This is a genomic window from Bradyrhizobium sp. SOJA106 (assembly GCF_059448745.1).
Map to the genome: position 1 here is coordinate 3634336 of NZ_CM182549.1, position 15576 is coordinate 3649911.

Genomic DNA, 15576 nt, shown 5'->3' on the forward strand with positions numbered 1-15576 from the left:
CGCAAAAGAGCTCCGCGAGGTCACGGCCGGTCGAGCGCTCTGGACCATGTTGCTGCTGGTTTGTCCGCTCGTCGGATACAGCTTCGTCCAGGCAGTCTCGCTGTACAGCGAGTCAAGTGCAGCGGCCCTGCAGTCGCCAGTTCTGGCAAGGAGCCTGTCACCGCTCGATGGAATCTTGGTCCCGACATTCGGCTCGTTCTATGTGGCGGTGACGTTGTTGTTTCCTTTCGTAGCGATCCGATTGCTGGGCCAAGAGAAGGAAAGTGGCGCATTGCGCCTGCTGGTGCAGTTGCCGTACCGGACCTCGACGCTCGTCGCCGCAAAATTCTGCGCCGCGATGGCAGCCTGGCTCATCGTGAGCATTCCTGCGCTTTCCGCTCTGGCTGTGTGGGCCATGTTGGGCGGCCATTTGGCTGCGCCAGAGACGCTGAACCTGCTGTTCGGCCATCTACTGTATGGTCTGCTTGCCGGCGCCATTGGCTTGTTTGCCGCGATCGTCTCCGACAGTTCGGCAACCGCCGCCATCATCGCTCTCGCTGTCACCATCGGATCATGGGTACTGGATTTCACGCTCGCTGGCCGCTCTGGTCTGTCGGCCTGGCTTGCGCAATTGTCGCTAACCCAGACGCTGCGTCCGTTCGAGCAGGGGCTTCTGTCGGCTGGCCTGGTGCTCGGCATAACCGCCGCAATTGGGGGGCTTGCCGCGCTCACGATCGTTTGGCTTCCGCTTGGCGCGCCGGTGCGAACAAAAGTAATCCGTTCTGGCTTGTGCGTGATGGCGATCGTAATTGGACTGGCTGGCGCGGCCCAAATCAGAGAGTCTGTGGACGTCAGCCAGGATCGCCGCAACTCCTTTTCGTCCGCAGATGAGCGCTTGCTCGCGACGCTTCGGCGTCCGCTAGTCATCAGAGTCGATCTCGCCGCTGAGGACCCCCGCTATATCGATCTCCGGCGGAATGTTATCGCGAAGCTCGAGCGCGTCATGCCCGACGTCACCGTCATTCTAGCGAGCGGGCGGTCAAACATTCCTAATCCCGACGCCTATGGTCAGATTGATTATGCGTACGGTGATCGAACCGACGTAAGCCGCTCTACCAGCCCGCGGGAGATACTTCCGCTGCTATATGCACTCGCAGGCGTGCAGCCGCCGGCACCCAGCGTCGGCGAAGAGTACCCCGGATATCCCTTGGTCGTAAGCGCGGACGCTACGCTGCTGTGGTTCGTCGGCGGATTGCCACTCCTGATCGTGCTCGCCTGGCGGTACATTCGCCGGCTGCCTCCAGACAAAGGGGCTCTCGTTGATCAAGGAGTTAAGCCATGACTATCAGTAAGAAAGTTGGAGCCACCATCCTCTTGGCGATCGGTTGTGCGATGCTGCCGGGCTTGGCGGCAGAACCGATCAAAATTGACCTCTCGAATGAAACCGTCGGCGGGGAGCCAAAATCACTGGTGCCGGTGGTCGGCTTCTGGAGGATCGAGGAGGAGGGGGGCAAGAAGGTGATCACGGTCGATGGTCGCCAGTGGAAGGAGGGTCAATCGTCGGCGGGTATCGCCGATAAGGCACGGGCTCTCTACGGGGAACGCTACGCTGAGTTTCTCGATCGCGTGCAGGCGTACGCCTACTATCCCTACGCGGTTGCGCCAAAAATCGACAATTTCACCGATGGCGAGATTTCGGTTCGCTTCGAAGGCTTGTCCGGTCGCATCGACCAGGGCGCCGGCATCCTATTCAACCTCAAGCCAAACGGAGACTACCTGACAGTCCGCGCGAACTGCCTGGAGAACAATATCGTGCTGTGGAAATTCGAGAACGGCAAGCGGTCTGCGGTCAAATGGGTACGCAATACACCGACCGCGACGCGGCAGTGGCACGACCTCAAGGTTCGCGTGAGCGGCACGAAGGTAGAAGGCTATCTTGACGGAAAGCTTTATCTGGAACACACGCTAGCGCAACCGGTGTCCGGCCGGATCGGGCTTTGGTCGAAGGCCGACAGCCACATGTATTTCGCCGATTACATCGTGGCAACTAGCAATTGAACAGGTACTGGAACGTTATGGACGCGACCGAGAGTATGCCCGTCGTACCCTTTCGCAGTCTGCTGTAGAGCGGTGTCAGGTGAACTAGATCGTTTGAGGTTGAAGGAGGTCGTGCCTCACTGAGGGAAGGCGAGTTCGAGGATTGCACCAGGAGGCGGGCGATGCCGATCACTACGGAGGCGACCTCGTTCGCAAAAACGTTCAGGGCTGCTACCTCTGCAATAACCTCGCAGAGGTTGATGTGTGGAAATCCAGAGGCGGGCGTCCGTTCGATTTCATCCTTGGCGGCTTGACGAAGATCAGATCAGGACACTGGCGCTTGGCAGTCACCGATGGCATGGCGGAGCGCACACCAAATTTTGCGTGCCCCATAGCTGGCTGCGGCGACCACGCCGCGCTCGAGCCGCCGACTCCGACCGGCTTTCCCGGCAGGTCCGGATTGTCCCGCTGCTCCTCGGACGCATAGAACACATTCATGTCGATATGGATGATTTTGCGCTGCGATGCCGTCGAGGGACCAGGGCCTTTTTCTTGGGCACCGGGCCATCGCGAAGCTGGCCCCCGAAGGGCTATGCCACGCGGCAGACATTTGGGCGCCATGCAGTCAACGACCAGAATTTTATGCTCGCCGCCCGCGAACTGATGATCCGCCCCGCGGCCGTTTTGAAGGAAGGCAGCAGGGTGCAAGCCTCACTCACGGGCGGGAAAACCACGGTTGAGATATTGCTGGGACGACCGTTGCAAACACCGTAGCTATTCGTCCGAGGCGCAAGAGAAATCGAGTCGAATCGACATGGTTGACAAGACACCCGTTCCGCCATCGGCATACATATGTGCGAACGTTAGGTACCGCAGGCCGCCTGTCCGGGGGGATTCCTCTCGTGGCGCAAAACGGACCACTCTTCATTGGCTTCGACCTAAGTGGTGCTACTTAGCTCAAACTTGCCCATGATGGATTGGAGGGAGAGGTAAAGTTTTTCAGGTGGTTAGGAGCCGTCGTGTGCACGACGTGTGCACCGGGAGATCAAAGAAAATCCAGGAACAGCCAACGAGAGCGGTTCAACCAAGATCGCTCTGGGGGCTCGGGCGGGACTGGTACGCAGAACGCGTGTTGATCTAAAAGACCGAACTCAGCAGGATGCTGCTCTCGCTGTTGAGGACGCCGTCGATGGTGCGCACCTCGCGCGGCACACGATCGAAGTCGGCGAGACTATCGGCGCGGATCTCGGCGATCAGATCCCAGGTGCCGTTGGTCGTATGCAGGGAGTGCAACTCAGGCAAGCCGTGCAATTGCCGGATCACCGCGGTCGTGGACTTGTCGGTGACCTGAGTCATCGGCCGTCGTGGCCCTGCCGGCGTTTTGATCGAGGTCTTCGCATCGGCCTTCAATGCGCAAGAGCGAACGGTCTCCCTGAAATCGCGGTGAGCTCCTGCATGCTCTGGTGCGTTCAATGAGCGCTGAACTCAGTTGATCCCTCCGGCTACTTTCCGGCTCCCGTGGTCAAGCCGCTGACAATGTAGCGCTCAAGGAAGATGCCGACCAGGACCAGCGGTGCGATCGCCGCCGTCGACAGCGCCGCCATCGACCACCAATTGATGCCTTGCGAGCCGGTCTGGCTCGCCACCATCACCGGCAGCGTCTTCGCGTCGGTGCTCGTGAGGAGGGCGGCAAAGAAGTATTCGTTCCAGCACAGCACCAGCGAGAGGATGAACGCGGCGACCATGCCGGGCACGGCGAGTGGCAGGATGATGCGCAGGAACGCGCCCCAGGTGGAGAGGCCGTCCACGAAGGCGGCTTCATCGAGCTCAATCGGAATCGCGTTGAACTGGTCCCGCATGATCCAGATGACAATCGGTAGCACCGTCAGCGTGTAGAGCAGGATCAGGCCAAACGTCGTGTCGAGCAGCGCCAGGGCCTTGTAGAGCACGAGGAACGGCAGCGCGAGCACGACCGGCGGCAGGATCAGCTGCGACATGAAGAAGAACAGGATGTCGTCGTTGCGCATCCAGGCGAATTTGTAGCGGAAGCGGCTCAAGCCGTAGGCGGCGAGCGATCCGAGCACCAGCGCGAGCAGCGATGCGCCGACCGAAGTGATGATGCTGTTGACGAACCGGTTCATGAATTCGGAACGCGCGGTCGAAGTTCCGAACAGCGTATCGGGCGACAGGCCGAGCGAGCGCCAGCCTTTCCAGTCCGGCTGGAAATCGACCCAGGGGATCAGGTGCGCCTGCGTCACATCAACTGCCGATTTGAACGAGGTCGTGACGGTCCAGTAGATCGGGAACAGGCAGATGAAGGTCCAGAGCAGCAATGCGGCGTAGATCAGCGCGCGGCCCAACATCCGCCGGGCGCGCGGCGCTGCGGGACGCTTTCGGATCGGGTTCGATGCAACAGTGGAGACAGCCAAAAGCTCAAACTCCATTTACGAGCTAGACGACCTTCTGCGTCCAGCGCTTCGAGGCGCGCAACATCAGCGTCAGCAGCACGATGATCAGCAGCAGGTAAATCATGGCGAGCCCCGTACCGTATCCGACATTCGAGCGATCGCGATAGACGCGGTAGATGAAGCTCGACACCGTGTCGGTGGCGCCGCCGGGGCCGCCGGCCGTCACGTTGATCACGATATCGGCGAGCTTCAGCTTGAAGATGATACGGATGATCAGGACCGTGATGCTGACCGGCAGCATGATCGGGAAGGTGACGTGCCAGAATGATTGCCAGCCATTCGCGCCGTCGACCTTGGCCGCCTCCTGCACCTCCTTCGGCATCGCTTGCAGGCCTGCGAGCAGGATGATCATGATGAAGGGGATCGAGACCCAGGCGTCCATCGCCTGGATGCTGAAGCGCGCCATCCATGGCGAGGCGAAGAATGCCGGATTGTCCCAGCCGAGATAGCGCGCCAGCGTCGCCGCCGGGCCGAAGCGATACTCCAGCAGCGACTTGCCGATCATCCAGCTCACGGCGACGGGGCTGAGCATCATCGGCAGCAGGAAGACTACGCGAAAGAATTTTCGCGCGCGGATCTCGGCGCTGAGCAGCAGCGCCAACCCGAACGCGATCGCGTATTCACCGAGCACCGCGATCGTATAGAAGACCATGTTACCGAGCGCGTTCCAGTAATAGGTGTCGTTCAGCATGCCCCTGACATTGTCGAAGCCGCTGAAGCGAGGACCCTCGATCGAGCTGAGATTCCAGTCGAGCGATGCGATGTAGATCCCGAAGATCGTCGGAAAGATCACGACGGCGACGGTGAAGAACACCGCCGGCAGGAGGAACAGCGCGCGCTGGCCACATTCGCCACGGGCCAGAACTTGTGCGACGCCAACGGCGACGGCCCAGACGAGATAGGCGATGAGGATCGGTCGCCAATCGGAGAATCCGGCGGTCATGGTACCGCTCGCGTGCAAGACCTGAATGAGAACGACGAGCAAGAAGCCGAGCGACGCTAGCAGGACAAGAGCGCGGCCGGCGGCCTTCCTGCTGCCGGCGGCGCGCTTCGTCGCTGGCTGGTGCAGGTCGTCGCTCATGGGTACGGAATTCTGCATCGAGATGAGCCGCATTTAGTGCCGGATCTGTCGCCGGGCAGGCAAGTTTTCGGCTGGCGCCGGAGGCGCCAGCCGAGGGTGGATGGCTTCGCGCAGGCGCGCTACACGCCGAGCGAGGCCTTGTAGAGCCCGATCTGCCGCTCGCGGCCGATCTGGTCGGTCAGTTTCTCCCACGCGGCGGCGATGTTGTTCGCGCCTGTCTGCGCGTCAACCTTGCCGGCGAAGATCTTGGTGAGCTCGTCTTCCGCGATGCTGTAGTACTGGAAGATGCCGGGGATGCGCGGCTCCACAGCCCGGTTGGGGTGGTTGTAGGAGCCGATCTGCGAGTTCAGGTAGGATGTAATATACTTCCTGTCATAGCCCGCTGCGACCCACTCATCGTACCGGAAGTGGCTGGTCCGGTGGGCCTGGAAGCCCGACGGGTACAGCACCGTCCAGAACGAGAGGTCCTTGCCGCCGAGATGCGCGGCCGCGCTCCACGCCGCCTTGTGCTTCTTCTCGTCGCCATCGACGCGGGCCATCACGTAGATGCCCCAGCCGAGATAGGCACAATTCGGCGCGTGGTTCGGACCGCTTGGGAGCTTCTCCCATTTGCCAGTCTTGGAATTATAGACATCGTCCGAGCCCGGCAGGATGTCGAAGCCGACGGTGTCGCCGATGACCGAGGTGTCGCTTGCTTTCGCCACTTGGCCAATGTCGCCCCACCAGGGGATCATCGAGCCGATGCCGGCCAGAAATTGCTGGAAGCCGGTGGTGTTCGGATCGGCATTGAGCTGATCGGCCGGCTCGGACGGCAGCGCGTCGATCACGTCCTGGATGGCGCGCACCCAGGCGGGATTGTTGATGCGCGGCTTCATCGTGTCGATGTCGAATAGCCAGGCCTTGTCGTCCGGATGCTTGGCATAGGCGGTGGCGCGGCTGCCAAGGAAATAGAAGCCGAACCCGCCCCACGGTTTTGGCGCATCGAGATAGCCGAACACGTTTTGGTTCTTGAACTTCTTGCCCTTGAGGAACTTCGTCACCGCCTGCACCTGCTGCCAAGTCTTCGGCACACCCCATTCGGTCGCATTGCCGGCGTCCTTCCAGGCCTTGGCGAGCGTGGCGTCGGAGAAGACGTCAGTGCGGTAGTTGAAGTTATGACAGTCGCCGTCGATGGTGACGCGGTAGGTCTTGCCGTTCCAGGTGCCGACCGGTGGCTTCAGATAGTCGACATAGTCGTCGATATCGATCTGCTTCTTGACCCAGTCCGGCATCTCCGACGCCAGTCCCTTGCCGCAGACATCGCCTTCGAACGGTGCACCCATCTCCAGGATGTCGAAATCGACCGTGCCGGTCGCGATCGCCTGCTGTAGCCGCGGGTTGTAGTCGGCCTGGGCGAGATCGATCCAGGAAATCTTCGCACCAGTATAGGCCTCCCATGGCTTGAGGAAGCCGCGGAACAATAGGTTATGCAGGTTCTGATTATTCAGTCCCATGAAGGAGAGCTCGACGCCTTTGAACTCGCCCTCCTTGATGCTCGCCTTGGTCGGCCCGAGGCAGAGCTCGCCGACCTTTTGCCAGTCGGCGTCCGTCGGAGCGCCTTTGCCCACACCCGGAATTTGCCCAATCTGCGCGCGAAGATTCTCTTGTGCCAGCGCAATCTCCGAGAACGTGCCGAGCGCTCCGCTCGCGCCCAATGCCGCGGCGCTTGCCGCACCCTTCAGCACCGTACGCCGGTTCGGACGGAATGCGGAAAGCCAATCATAATCTTGCTGTTTCATCGCGATACCCTCCCTTTTGACTTTCTTGATGTGAAGTCTGAAACGCCGGAGCACATCGAGGCCATTCCGCTCGCGGACTTCGGTGTCGTCGTGATGGGTCATAGAGGCCGCGTCGAGTATGCAACGGCGCATTCCAAAGTCAACGAAGGCAAGCAAGCTTGAAGCCGTCCACGATATCCACGTCAGTGAAGATGGACAGCCGTCGATGATGCCGCGCTGCAAGATGAATGATCAGCCGTGACGATATGCAGCCTCGACGGCGTTCGCAGCGGCGCGAACGGGTTGGTTCCCGACGGGGCACCGTTCCGGCGTCATGTTTGTGCCGGAGGTATCGTACGCCGCCAGAGCTTGATCAGGCGTCGGGCGGAATGACGCCCTTCTTGAAGATGAAGCAGCCGTAGAAGCGCCGTTCGCCGGTCTGAATCACGCAATAGGATTTCTTGGCGAGTTCATAGAAGGCAAATCGCTCGACCGATCCCATAGGAAACGAGCGTCCTTCCGCTGCATCGATGGCGTCCTGCACTTCGCGCTGCACCTCGGGGATTTCGCAGGGCTGGCCGACGATCTCCATGCGCGATGCCGGCTTATCGATAAAACTATCGAGCGGCAGTACCGACAGGATCGCGCGTGCGGCGCGTCCGGCGCTGACATTGTCGATGCGCAACAGCCGACCCAGGACGGTCTGGCGGGCGACCGAGTCGGCGGGGAAATTGGTGTCGCAGAGGACGAGATCGTCGCCGTGCCCCATGGACCGAAGGGCATAGAGCACATCTGCATTGAGAAGAGGGTCGATCGATTTCAGCATGTGATCTCCCTGCCATGATCAGAACTTGGATTGATTGGACTATCCGACGTCGCGGCATCGACGTCCATACCTATGTGAGTAACTTCCAAGCTCGGAGATTCGTCAGCGATTGGCGGTCAATTGCCGCCGATAGCGTTCGGCGTCCCAATTCAAGAGGGCTTGCTCGTTCTCGATCGAGAGGTAGCTGATCTCGGCACTGAGCGGCAGGCGGCACGTCATCAGCGCGAGACAGGTCAACATGGCCTCGGCCCCTGGACTAGCGTCCTCCCGAATGACGGCGCCAATGCCTGGAATCAGCGTGGAAACGGGCGGGCTCAGTCCAACGGCGCTGGCATGCATTGTCATGGCAGCCAGGTCCTGGCCTTCTGCCAATATTGGTAGACCAGGTCCTAGAAAAACGACGTGGTCGGGGTACAGCGAGCCGCTTGTCGCAATCGCACGGCTGAAGCGGTCGGTGGCGATGTTGTGGCAGAGAGGATCGGCTGGCAGGCGATAGTTCGTCCCTGAGCATATGCTGCGAAGTGCTTGATCATCCGCTGCCGAGGGGCGGCGAGGGGGTAGCGAGAGGCGCCTTTCGACCTCGTGGACCAGAGCTTCCGCCGCGTCGCAGTTGGCTGCGCCAACCACGAGACCGTGATTGCAGAGGATCAGGACATCGATCGGGTTCAGCGCGGTGACGTTGCTCACGGCGTGCGCCAGCGGAAGTCCGTGATGAAAATAATCGAGGCGACGCCAAGCCAGCCCATCCAGCCGTTTGCCAAGCTCATCGCGCGCGTCGGTTCGCACCGCCCATGCGATCGTGTTGACTGAGTGGACATGCAGGACAACCGGATGCGGCATCAGTGCGTGGAGTGCCGTCTCGATCGAGGCGCGCAATGTCTTCGCGGCGTGTGGCGCAAGCGGCACCCGCTCATCACCTTGCGCCAGTGCTGCGCGTGCGGCCGAAAGGCAGACCGGCACGAAGATGTCCTTGGCCTCCGCGTCGGCAAGCCAGGTGCCGGACGCCTTCACAGAGCACGTCGCCGTGCTTGATGGATGAATTGCCGCTCCCTGCACAAGCAGCATGTTGCTGCCGACGCGGGCCGACATGCGACGGAGATCTTGGAGCTGGGCGGGCGTTTGCATCGCGATTATCTCACCAGCTTAAGTGGCTCATCACCCAGTTCGGCATGCGATTCTCAGATATGGCGAGTGCACGGACCGGTGTTGGCAGATCGGGCGCCCAGGCCAGCGCCTCCCTGTGCACCCCTGAGGTGAGGAGCAGCGTCAGCATTCCAGCGCCTCTCGCGCCCGCGATGTCGTGATCGAGGGAATCGCCGACCATCAGAACACGCCTCGGATCGGGGTAGCCCAATCGTTCCAGCACCGCATCAAAGAGCGGCGCGTGCGGCTTGCCGACATAAATCACGCGGCTACCAAGCGTCTCATAGAATTTCGCCAGCGCCCCCGGTGCCGGAATCAATCGTTCTGCGCTGAACATGGTTAGGTCAGGATTGGCGCAGAGCATCGGCAGCCGACGCGCGGCGGCCGAGATCAAGCCGTCGCGCCAGTGTTCTGGCTCGGCGACAGCATCGTCGAGGCCTCCCAGCAGGATGAAATCAGACTTCTGAACGTCGGCTACCACCATGAGTTCGAGTCCGGCAACGATGGAATGATCGCCGCCGCGCGTGATGAGCAGGCAGGTTCGGCCGAGATTGACGAACGGCTCACGTGCGCGCGCATGCAGACCGCTCCAGGTCACTTCGCCTGAGGTCAGAATGCCGTCATAGGCGGTCGGCGGCAGGCCGAGTGCTTCCAGCCGATCTTCATTGTTGCGTCACGCGTGCCGGAATTGGAGAGCACCAGCACATGCTTGCCGGCGTCCCTGAGCCTCTGCACGCAGTCGCGTGCCGTCGGGAAGACGGCGCCGCCCTCGTGCAGCGTGCCCCATTGGTCGAGCAGCACATGACCGAACCGATCGGCAATCGCGCTCAACGCTTTGATTGGGATGGCGCCGCTCCTCATGACGGACTGCCCTGTAAGGCAAGCAGCGCTGCGCCATAGCTGGCTTCGGTTTGCTCGGCGGTGACTATGGGAACGCCGAGACGGCGATGCCGGATCTTGGTCCATGCATCATTTTTCGCGCCACCGCCGATGCTGATGATGCGGCGGAGTGGCGGCGCTCCGAGCCGGGCCAGTTGCTGGTACGCGAGCGCCTCGACCGACGCGATGCCCTCGAGCAGGGCCTGGAAGAAAAGGCGGTCTTCGCTCGGGCGCGGCGTGGTCCGTGAGGCCAGCGCCGGATCGGCAATCGGAAAACGCTCTCCGGGTTTGGTAGCGGATAATAGTCGAGACCTGTCGGTTCCCCCGGCCTCAGGAGCGGCGTGAGCCGCTCCATGTCTTCCGCGGTAAAATGTGTCAGCAACGCTCCGCCGCCAGAATTGGAAGCCCCACCGGCGAGCCAGCGTTCGCCGAGGCGGTGTGAATAGACGACCTGCCCCGGGGCGAAGATTGGTTGCGTCGCGAGCAGCTTGACGACAAGCGTCGTACCAAGCGAGGTCACGGCATCGCCAGGTGTGTCAGCGCGTGTGGTAATGAAGGCGGCAACGCCATCGGTGGTGCCAGCTCCGATGCGGGCCGATGACGAAATGCCAAGCGTGGACGCGATTTCCGCATCGATCGTGGCGAAGGGCGTCCCCGGCACCAGCGCCCTCGGCAGGATTTCGCCGCTTACGCCGAGCTGGCCGAGCCATGCCGGCCAAGCACGCGCGATCGGATCGGAGCCGAGCTTCAGGACATTGTTTTCGTCGCTGACACCATGGCTCCGCCAAGCCGACCGGCAATCCAGTCAGCCTGGTGAACCGCGAAGCGCGTTCCGCTTGCTTCGGCGCCACTCAGCAGATGAAGGAGTTTCGCCAGCGCGCTGCTGGCGCCGTGCCCGCCACTCTCCGCCGGCGCAATCGCTGCAATGCGAGCTGCTTCCTTCGCCGCGCGCGTGTTCGTTGTACATCAGGCCCGGCGTGAAGGGGCGGCCACTTGCATCCACCGGCAGGAGGGTGCCTGACGTGCCATCCCTGACCGGCCGGTGGTCTCGCGGGCGTGGTGGTCGTTGCGCGGCAACGGCAGCAGTAGCGAGGAGTACACGTGAACCGACGCCAGCTTGTTTAAGGTTATCGGCGACGTTCTTCTGGTCGACGCCTGCATGGGTGCGGAAGTTAAAATTAGCCGCAATGGTGCAATGCTCCCACAGCACATCGGTGCTACGCTACCCCGACCGGGGTATGACAGTTGGCCATCTATCGAATACTTCAAAACTCACCTCTGGGGCCGGAAGAGATTGCACGGCTTTCGAGGGCCTACGAAGAGGCGCTCCGCAGGATCGGCGTGCAGGATCGCAATGACCCTCTGACCGAACTGATTGCCAAGAAGATCATTGAGGTCGGTCAGACCGGCCTCAAGGATCCCGCCGAAATCTGCGGCCGGGCGGTCGAGGAATTAGGCCTGCCGAAAGGATAAGTTCGTGACAAGCGCGAGCCGTCCGACCTGGAGTGCCCCGCATCGGGAGGGGGCGGCCGGGACCACTGCTTTGAAGGATCGTGAGCGCGGCGGGCAAGGCCGCTCTCGTCGACAGAAACGGGCCTTCAGGAGGTGAGGACAACCAACTGGGTCCCGCACGATTGCCAAAATGGATCAACGTTCGTAGCCCATGCCAATGCCGATCTCGGGTCATGGCCTAGCCGTTGTCAGCCTTCGTGCCTATGTCCTGCTGTTCGGTGGGCAGGCTTGCCTCAAGCTCGGCGATGATGTCCTGGAGCAGCCGCACGGCAAGCGCGTCGGTCGCCTCCGCGTGCAGCCTTCGGTATCGCTGCAGTTCTTCGAGTATCTTCGGCGATTGGGCGGCCATGGTCTGTTGCGATCTCCAAACCGTCTACGCCAGAACGGGTCCCCGGTTGCAGCCACGTTCGGCGAAATTCAGCGCATTCGCGCCTCAGGCGTCGAGCGCGAGCGAGATTGGCGTCCCTACCACGGTCTATAGCCCCTAAACCTGGACTCTTGTCCTGGTGTAGTCTTCGCTGCCGCCGCCCGTCTCGCCTCGGTCAGGTCCCATCGCAGCGCGCTTCATGACCCTGCTGACCGCCCAATCCGTGTCACGAGGAACCCGCCGCCCGCCCCGCATCAGTGATGCGGTATTCGATATCTCCGGATGGAAGCGGTACGGTTTGCACGAGACCCAGCTCCACCAGCCGCGCCACGGTCTCATGGTCGAACAGCGGTGCGCTGATCCAGGATTGGCCGAGGAGCCTCCTCAGAAAAGCGCGCTCCAGATCGGTCAGCTCCATCTCGTCCTCCGCTCTTCCAGAACAAGGCCCCCCAAGGGTTCAGCCAGGAACGGAGCCATCGTCGTCCCGTTGATTCCAGAAGACAATATCAGGGAGGTCAACATGACCATGGAAGATCGCGAGACGTTCAGCCTGATCGGAAGCGACAAGGTTGAGGGCACGAACGTGTACGGGGCCGGCGGGGAGAAGGTCGGCTACATCGAGCGCGTCATGATCGACAAGATCAGCGGCAAGGTGGCCTACGCGGTGCTCAGCTTCGGCGGCCTGCTCAGTATCGGCGACGATCACTATCCGCTGCCTTGGCAGGCGTTGAAATACGACACCAACCTGGGCGGCTACGTCACCGGTATCACCCAGGACCAACTCCGCGGCGCCCCCAAATACGCCGACGAGAGCAGTTGGAATTGGCGCGACCCGGCGACGACGCGCTCGGTGAACGCCTATTACGGTGTGCCAGTGGCTTGACACGGCGCACTCCGGTGCCTGGCTGGCTGACGGCGGAGGTCGCTCTTCCACTACGTCGTCGCTATCGAGGACTGGAGTTGTGGCTACTCGCTCAGCCTCAACGCCGAGCGGGATCACGTCGAACCTTTCCACGAATTCCGCCATCTGCAAAGGATTGAGGACGGACCGGATCGCCCCGAGGGACTGCGATATCGCCTTCAGATGCCCCAATGCGGCAGCGAGGAAACCGGGAGGCTTCGGCGTGTCGTCCTCTCGCCCGTCTCAGCGCCGACGGTCTCGATGCCGCCTGAGCCGGCTCGCGGCTCGGTCACCGGGAACACGGCTCGTCCGCGCGACTTGATCGGATGGACATCCGGAGAATGGAGGACACCATGAAGCCAGTTCTGGTCGCGACGTGCCTGCTGGCGGTGGCGTCGGTTTCGCCGGCGGAAGCGAAGGGCTGTATCAAGGGTGCCATCGTCGGCAGCGTCGCCGGCCACGTGGGGGGTCACGGCAAACTCGCGCGGCGGCGGGATGCGTGGTCGGTCACCATGAAGCCAACAAGCAGAAGAACCCGAGCGACTCGAATGCCCAGGCACCGTCGGGCCAGAAGTCACGCCCGCCGCCCTGGGCGTGAGGGACATCTCGGATGAAGATCCGCTCGCACTCGGAGAGCCACATTTTCGAGCTCGATGACGGCTCGAGCTGGCAGATCTTTCCCGGCGATCTCGACCTGACGCTCGGCTGGAAACCAGAGACCGAACTCACCGTTGTCGAAGCCGAGGACGAAGTCGCCACGCACGAGCTGGTCGGAGGCGGCGGGAAGGTGCGTGTCAGGCGCGCCGGCGAGAGCTGGCCTGCGAAGGACGTCAAGAATGCATTGAAGGAGGGCTGAAGATTGTCCGAGGCCGCAACCCTGCTGGGAGCAAGCGGGTTGGAAGCGGCATGGAAGACGAGAAGAATCGATTGTTCGCGGAAGCCCAAAGGTGCCGGCAGCTTGGCTGCCTCCATCACCGATCCGGAGGTGATCCAGCGGCTCACCGCGCTCGCGGAAGAATACGAACCCCGGGCTTCTCCGGCCCCGAAGGACAGGAAGGGTTGAGTCAGGTCTCGCCGGAGCCCGAGAAGAGCGCTGTGGGCGGCGTTGCGCGCGGCGGCGGTATCCGTGCGTAGCTCGACCCATTGATCTTGAGGTCGTACCGTTTGGCCAGGTCGAGCAGCCGCCGTCGGGTGAACGGATCCGCCTTCTCCGCCAGGTCCCGGGCTCGCTGTGCAAAGCCTCTGTAGAACTCTTCCACGACGCCACCCCCGCAACATCACTGAAAGTCGGATTTCAGTCCGGAGCGCGCTTTGCGTCAAGTGGTCTGACGCATCCGGAGCGACGAGGGGCAACATGGGCGGCGATACAGGACGAAGCGTCCACCGGCAAACGTGCCTTTGCCTTCCGGTCGCTTGGCTCAGAGCGGCCGGACTGACGACATTCCGAAATCGCAGGAACAAACCGCCTGCCGCCGGAGTCGTTCGGGTGTGCTGAACATCGTGCTATGTGCACCGCCATGCGTTATGTGGCCTATGCAGTCGATCTATGTGACGTCGTCCATGCGGTCTATGAGCTCGAGTGCGGCGCCGATGACGACGCACGGTGTCGAGCCGCGAAACTTCTCGAGGCATATCCAGTCATAGAGGTCTGGAGCGGCGCTCGGTGCGTCGGGCGATTGACCGCCGATGCGCCGCGGGAAGAGGATCATGCGTCCGCGCCCGATCAGCGGCGTGGCACCTGACAACACCGAGGACGACATTGCGCGCGAGCAGCTCGGCCCGCGCGGCGTTCCTGGCGCTCCCGATCCTGCCCGCATCGTGCCCCAAGTCGAGAAGAACACGCCCAAGCACATCGACCCCGGTCATGCCGCTTGATGCGGCCGGGGCCGATCCCGCCGGATGACTGCTCGACCGCGCTATCTGATCCGGCCGTACTACCTGCGTCCCGACGGCAAGGTCGGCCACGACGTCTTCGCGGTGATCCGCGAGACCATTCGCGAGATGGACAAGGTCGCCATCGGCCGCGTCGTGCTGACCAACCGCGAGCACATCATCGCGCTCGAGCCGCTGGACAACGGGCTCGTCGGCACGCTGCTCCGCTACCGGGACGAGGTGCTATCCGAGCAGGAGTATTTCGACGAGATCCAAGATGTGAAGGTCACCAAAGACATGCTGGATCTCGCCAAGCACATCGTGAATCAGAAGGCCGGACGGTTCGAACCAGAGAAGTTCGAGAACCGCTACGAAACCGCGCTGATCGACCTCATCAACCAGAAGCGCGCCGGCAAGCCGATCACGCCGAAGGAGAAGCGCGCCGCGAGGCGCGTAGTCGACCTAATAGAGGCGCTGCGGCGATCCGTCGGCAAGGAGGCCGCGCCAGCGAAGGCGGCCAAGCGTGCTAAGAAGCCGCGCAAGGCCTCGAGTGGCCAGAAGGAGATGCTGATGCCGATCGAGGGCAAGAAGCCGGCGAAGGAGGCCGCCGAGAAGAAGCCGGCCACTGGGGCGCGACCAAAATCAGCGTAGTTCAGGACCTTTCGGAGCGGAGGAACCTCGGGGGAAGGGACCAATTTCGCGCTTGGGGCGTGTCAGGATATGGACAGTCTTCTTAGATTGAAAATGGGCTTGA

Annotated in this window: 20 protein-coding genes and 4 pseudogenes; 10 read left to right on the forward strand and 14 right to left on the reverse strand. The window is 62.0% G+C overall.

The window, feature by feature from the left end:
• Positions 1-46 precede the first annotated feature (46 nt).
• Complete coding sequence (locus tag AC5V87_RS16330) at positions 47-1321, forward strand: ABC transporter permease subunit (protein WP_495371596.1); 1275 nt, start codon at positions 47-49, stop codon at positions 1319-1321.
• Positions 1318-2037, forward strand: a complete 720-nt coding sequence (locus AC5V87_RS16335; protein WP_456839199.1) for a LamG domain-containing protein — start codon at positions 1318-1320, stop codon at positions 2035-2037. Before AC5V87_RS16330 ends, AC5V87_RS16335 begins: the two co-directional genes overlap by 4 nt.
• A gap of 210 nt (positions 2038-2247) precedes the next feature.
• Here AC5V87_RS16335 and AC5V87_RS16340 read toward each other — a convergent pair whose 3' ends face one another.
• The 5 genes and pseudogenes from AC5V87_RS16340 to AC5V87_RS16360 all read right to left on the reverse strand — a co-directional run bounded on the left by AC5V87_RS16340 (position 2248) and on the right by AC5V87_RS16360 (position 7343).
• Entirely contained in the window at positions 2248-2724 is a 477-nt protein-coding gene (locus AC5V87_RS16340) for a Y-family DNA polymerase (protein ID WP_456839198.1), read from the reverse strand.
• A 429-nt stretch (positions 2725-3153) separates the two neighbouring features.
• Positions 3154-3372 (reverse strand): annotated as a pseudogene (locus tag AC5V87_RS16345) (Lrp/AsnC ligand binding domain-containing protein); the annotation flags it as partial.
• Between the two features lie 146 nt (positions 3373-3518).
• Positions 3519-4379: a carbohydrate ABC transporter permease gene (locus AC5V87_RS16350; protein WP_456843377.1), complete on the reverse strand. Its 861-nt coding sequence runs from the start codon at positions 4377-4379 to the stop codon at positions 3519-3521.
• A gap of 88 nt (positions 4380-4467) precedes the next feature.
• Positions 4468-5565 carry a carbohydrate ABC transporter permease gene (locus AC5V87_RS16355; RefSeq protein ID WP_456839197.1) on the reverse strand — a complete coding sequence of 366 codons (1098 nt, stop codon included), beginning with the start codon at positions 5563-5565 and terminating at the stop codon, positions 4468-4470.
• 119 nt (positions 5566-5684) lie between these two features.
• A complete protein-coding gene (locus AC5V87_RS16360) occupies positions 5685-7343 on the reverse strand; it encodes an ABC transporter substrate-binding protein (RefSeq protein WP_456839196.1) in 1659 nt (552 codons plus the stop codon).
• On the opposite strand from AC5V87_RS16360, the gene AC5V87_RS16365 reads away from it, so the two are divergent.
• Positions 7332-7505, forward strand: a complete 174-nt coding sequence (locus AC5V87_RS16365; RefSeq protein ID WP_456839195.1) for a hypothetical protein — start codon at positions 7332-7334, stop codon at positions 7503-7505. The two genes, AC5V87_RS16360 and AC5V87_RS16365, sit on opposite strands and share 12 nt — an antisense overlap.
• 190 nt (positions 7506-7695) lie before the next feature.
• Here the strand turns inward: AC5V87_RS16365 and AC5V87_RS16370 are convergent, their stop codons facing one another.
• From AC5V87_RS16370 to AC5V87_RS16390, 5 genes and pseudogenes are all read right to left on the reverse strand, one after another.
• Entirely contained in the window at positions 7696-8148 is a 453-nt protein-coding gene (locus AC5V87_RS16370; protein ID WP_456839194.1) for an RbsD/FucU family protein, read from the reverse strand.
• A 102-nt stretch (positions 8149-8250) separates the two neighbouring features.
• Positions 8251-9237, reverse strand: a complete 987-nt coding sequence (locus tag AC5V87_RS16375; RefSeq protein ID WP_495371597.1) for a class II aldolase/adducin family protein — start codon at positions 9235-9237, stop codon at positions 8251-8253.
• A 46-nt stretch (positions 9238-9283) separates the two neighbouring features.
• Entirely contained in the window at positions 9284-9946 is a 663-nt protein-coding gene (locus AC5V87_RS16380) for a TIGR01459 family HAD-type hydrolase (RefSeq protein ID WP_495371904.1), read from the reverse strand.
• Positions 9901-10152: a hypothetical protein gene (locus AC5V87_RS16385; RefSeq protein WP_495371598.1), complete on the reverse strand. Its 252-nt coding sequence runs from the start codon at positions 10150-10152 to the stop codon at positions 9901-9903. Before AC5V87_RS16385 ends, AC5V87_RS16380 begins: the two co-directional genes overlap by 46 nt.
• Positions 10149-11200, reverse strand: a pseudogene (locus tag AC5V87_RS16390) (FGGY-family carbohydrate kinase); the annotation flags it as partial. The gene AC5V87_RS16385 and the pseudogene AC5V87_RS16390, both read right to left, overlap by 4 nt.
• Positions 11201-11415: 215 nt before the next feature.
• Here AC5V87_RS16390 and AC5V87_RS16395 point away from each other — a divergent pair.
• On the forward strand, positions 11416-11643 hold the full coding sequence (locus AC5V87_RS16395; protein WP_283085695.1) for a hypothetical protein: 228 nt from the start codon (positions 11416-11418) through the stop codon (positions 11641-11643).
• A gap of 217 nt (positions 11644-11860) precedes the next feature.
• Here the strand turns inward: AC5V87_RS16395 and AC5V87_RS16400 are convergent, their stop codons facing one another.
• Positions 11861-12031 (reverse strand): hypothetical protein, encoded by a 171-nt coding sequence (locus AC5V87_RS16400; RefSeq protein WP_456839191.1) that lies wholly within the window; start codon positions 12029-12031, stop codon positions 11861-11863.
• Positions 12032-12275: 244 nt separating this feature from the next.
• A complete protein-coding gene (locus AC5V87_RS16405; RefSeq protein WP_456839190.1) occupies positions 12276-12467 on the reverse strand; it encodes a hypothetical protein in 192 nt (63 codons plus the stop codon).
• A 102-nt stretch (positions 12468-12569) separates the two neighbouring features.
• Here AC5V87_RS16405 and AC5V87_RS16410 point away from each other — a divergent pair, with 102 nt between their 5' ends.
• The 4 genes and pseudogenes from AC5V87_RS16410 to AC5V87_RS16425 all read left to right on the forward strand — a co-directional run bounded on the left by AC5V87_RS16410 (position 12570) and on the right by AC5V87_RS16425 (position 14013).
• Positions 12570-12932, forward strand: a complete 363-nt coding sequence (locus AC5V87_RS16410) for a PRC-barrel domain-containing protein (RefSeq protein WP_495371599.1) — start codon at positions 12570-12572, stop codon at positions 12930-12932.
• 371 nt (positions 12933-13303) lie between these two features.
• A pseudogene (locus AC5V87_RS16415) lies at positions 13304-13548 on the forward strand (hypothetical protein).
• 12 nt (positions 13549-13560) lie between these two features.
• The gene (locus tag AC5V87_RS16420; protein WP_456839188.1) at positions 13561-13806 is read left to right on the forward strand and encodes a hypothetical protein; all 246 of its coding nucleotides are present in this window, start codon (positions 13561-13563) and stop codon (positions 13804-13806) included.
• Positions 13807-13809: 3 nt separating this feature from the next.
• Positions 13810-14013: a hypothetical protein gene (locus tag AC5V87_RS16425; RefSeq protein WP_456839187.1), complete on the forward strand. Its 204-nt coding sequence runs from the start codon at positions 13810-13812 to the stop codon at positions 14011-14013.
• A gap of 1 nt (position 14014) precedes the next feature.
• Here the strand turns inward: AC5V87_RS16425 and AC5V87_RS16430 are convergent, their stop codons facing one another.
• Positions 14015-14209, reverse strand: a complete 195-nt coding sequence (locus AC5V87_RS16430) for a hypothetical protein (protein ID WP_456839186.1) — start codon at positions 14207-14209, stop codon at positions 14015-14017.
• 285 nt (positions 14210-14494) lie between these two features.
• Positions 14495-14659, reverse strand: coding sequence for a hypothetical protein (locus AC5V87_RS16435; RefSeq protein WP_456839185.1), 165 nt, complete (start codon positions 14657-14659; stop codon positions 14495-14497).
• Here AC5V87_RS16435 and AC5V87_RS16440 point away from each other — a divergent pair.
• Together AC5V87_RS16440 and AC5V87_RS16445 are read left to right on the forward strand one after the other, a co-directional pair.
• Positions 14658-14825, forward strand: a complete 168-nt coding sequence (locus tag AC5V87_RS16440) for a hypothetical protein (protein WP_456839184.1) — start codon at positions 14658-14660, stop codon at positions 14823-14825. The two genes, AC5V87_RS16435 and AC5V87_RS16440, sit on opposite strands and share 2 nt — an antisense overlap.
• A 36-nt stretch (positions 14826-14861) precedes the next feature.
• Positions 14862-15473 (forward strand): annotated as a pseudogene (locus AC5V87_RS16445) (Ku protein); the annotation flags it as partial.
• Between the last annotated feature and the right edge of the window lie 103 nt (positions 15474-15576).

Excerpts from the sequence above, each read along its gene's own strand:
- AC5V87_RS16370 (WP_456839194.1), bottom strand. The coding sequence starts at position 8,148 with ATGCTGAAATCGATCGACCCTCTTCTCAATGCAGATGTGCTCTATGCC.
- AC5V87_RS16435 (WP_456839185.1), bottom strand. The coding sequence starts at position 14,659 with ATGATCCTCTTCCCGCGGCGCATCGGCGGTCAATCGCCCGACGCACCG.
- AC5V87_RS16385 (WP_495371598.1), bottom strand. The coding sequence starts at position 10,152 with ATGAGGAGCGGCGCCATCCCAATCAAAGCGTTGAGCGCGATTGCCGAT.
- AC5V87_RS16350 (WP_456843377.1), bottom strand. The coding sequence starts at position 4,379 with ATGTTGGGCCGCGCGCTGATCTACGCCGCATTGCTGCTCTGGACCTTC.
- AC5V87_RS16375 (WP_495371597.1), bottom strand. The coding sequence starts at position 9,237 with ATGTCGGCCCGCGTCGGCAGCAACATGCTGCTTGTGCAGGGAGCGGCA.
- AC5V87_RS16420 (WP_456839188.1), top strand. The coding sequence starts at position 13,561 with ATGAAGATCCGCTCGCACTCGGAGAGCCACATTTTCGAGCTCGATGAC.
- AC5V87_RS16400 (WP_456839191.1), bottom strand. The coding sequence starts at position 12,031 with ATGGCCGCCCAATCGCCGAAGATACTCGAAGAACTGCAGCGATACCGA.
- AC5V87_RS16330 (WP_495371596.1), top strand. The coding sequence starts at position 47 with ATGTTGCTGCTGGTTTGTCCGCTCGTCGGATACAGCTTCGTCCAGGCA.
- AC5V87_RS16410 (WP_495371599.1), top strand. The coding sequence starts at position 12,570 with ATGACCATGGAAGATCGCGAGACGTTCAGCCTGATCGGAAGCGACAAG.
- AC5V87_RS16355 (WP_456839197.1), bottom strand. The coding sequence starts at position 5,565 with ATGAGCGACGACCTGCACCAGCCAGCGACGAAGCGCGCCGCCGGCAGC.
- AC5V87_RS16440 (WP_456839184.1), top strand. The coding sequence starts at position 14,658 with ATGCGTCCGCGCCCGATCAGCGGCGTGGCACCTGACAACACCGAGGAC.
- AC5V87_RS16335 (WP_456839199.1), top strand. The coding sequence starts at position 1,318 with ATGACTATCAGTAAGAAAGTTGGAGCCACCATCCTCTTGGCGATCGGT.
- AC5V87_RS16405 (WP_456839190.1), bottom strand. The coding sequence starts at position 12,467 with ATGGAGCTGACCGATCTGGAGCGCGCTTTTCTGAGGAGGCTCCTCGGC.
- AC5V87_RS16360 (WP_456839196.1), bottom strand. The coding sequence starts at position 7,343 with ATGAAACAGCAAGATTATGATTGGCTTTCCGCATTCCGTCCGAACCGG.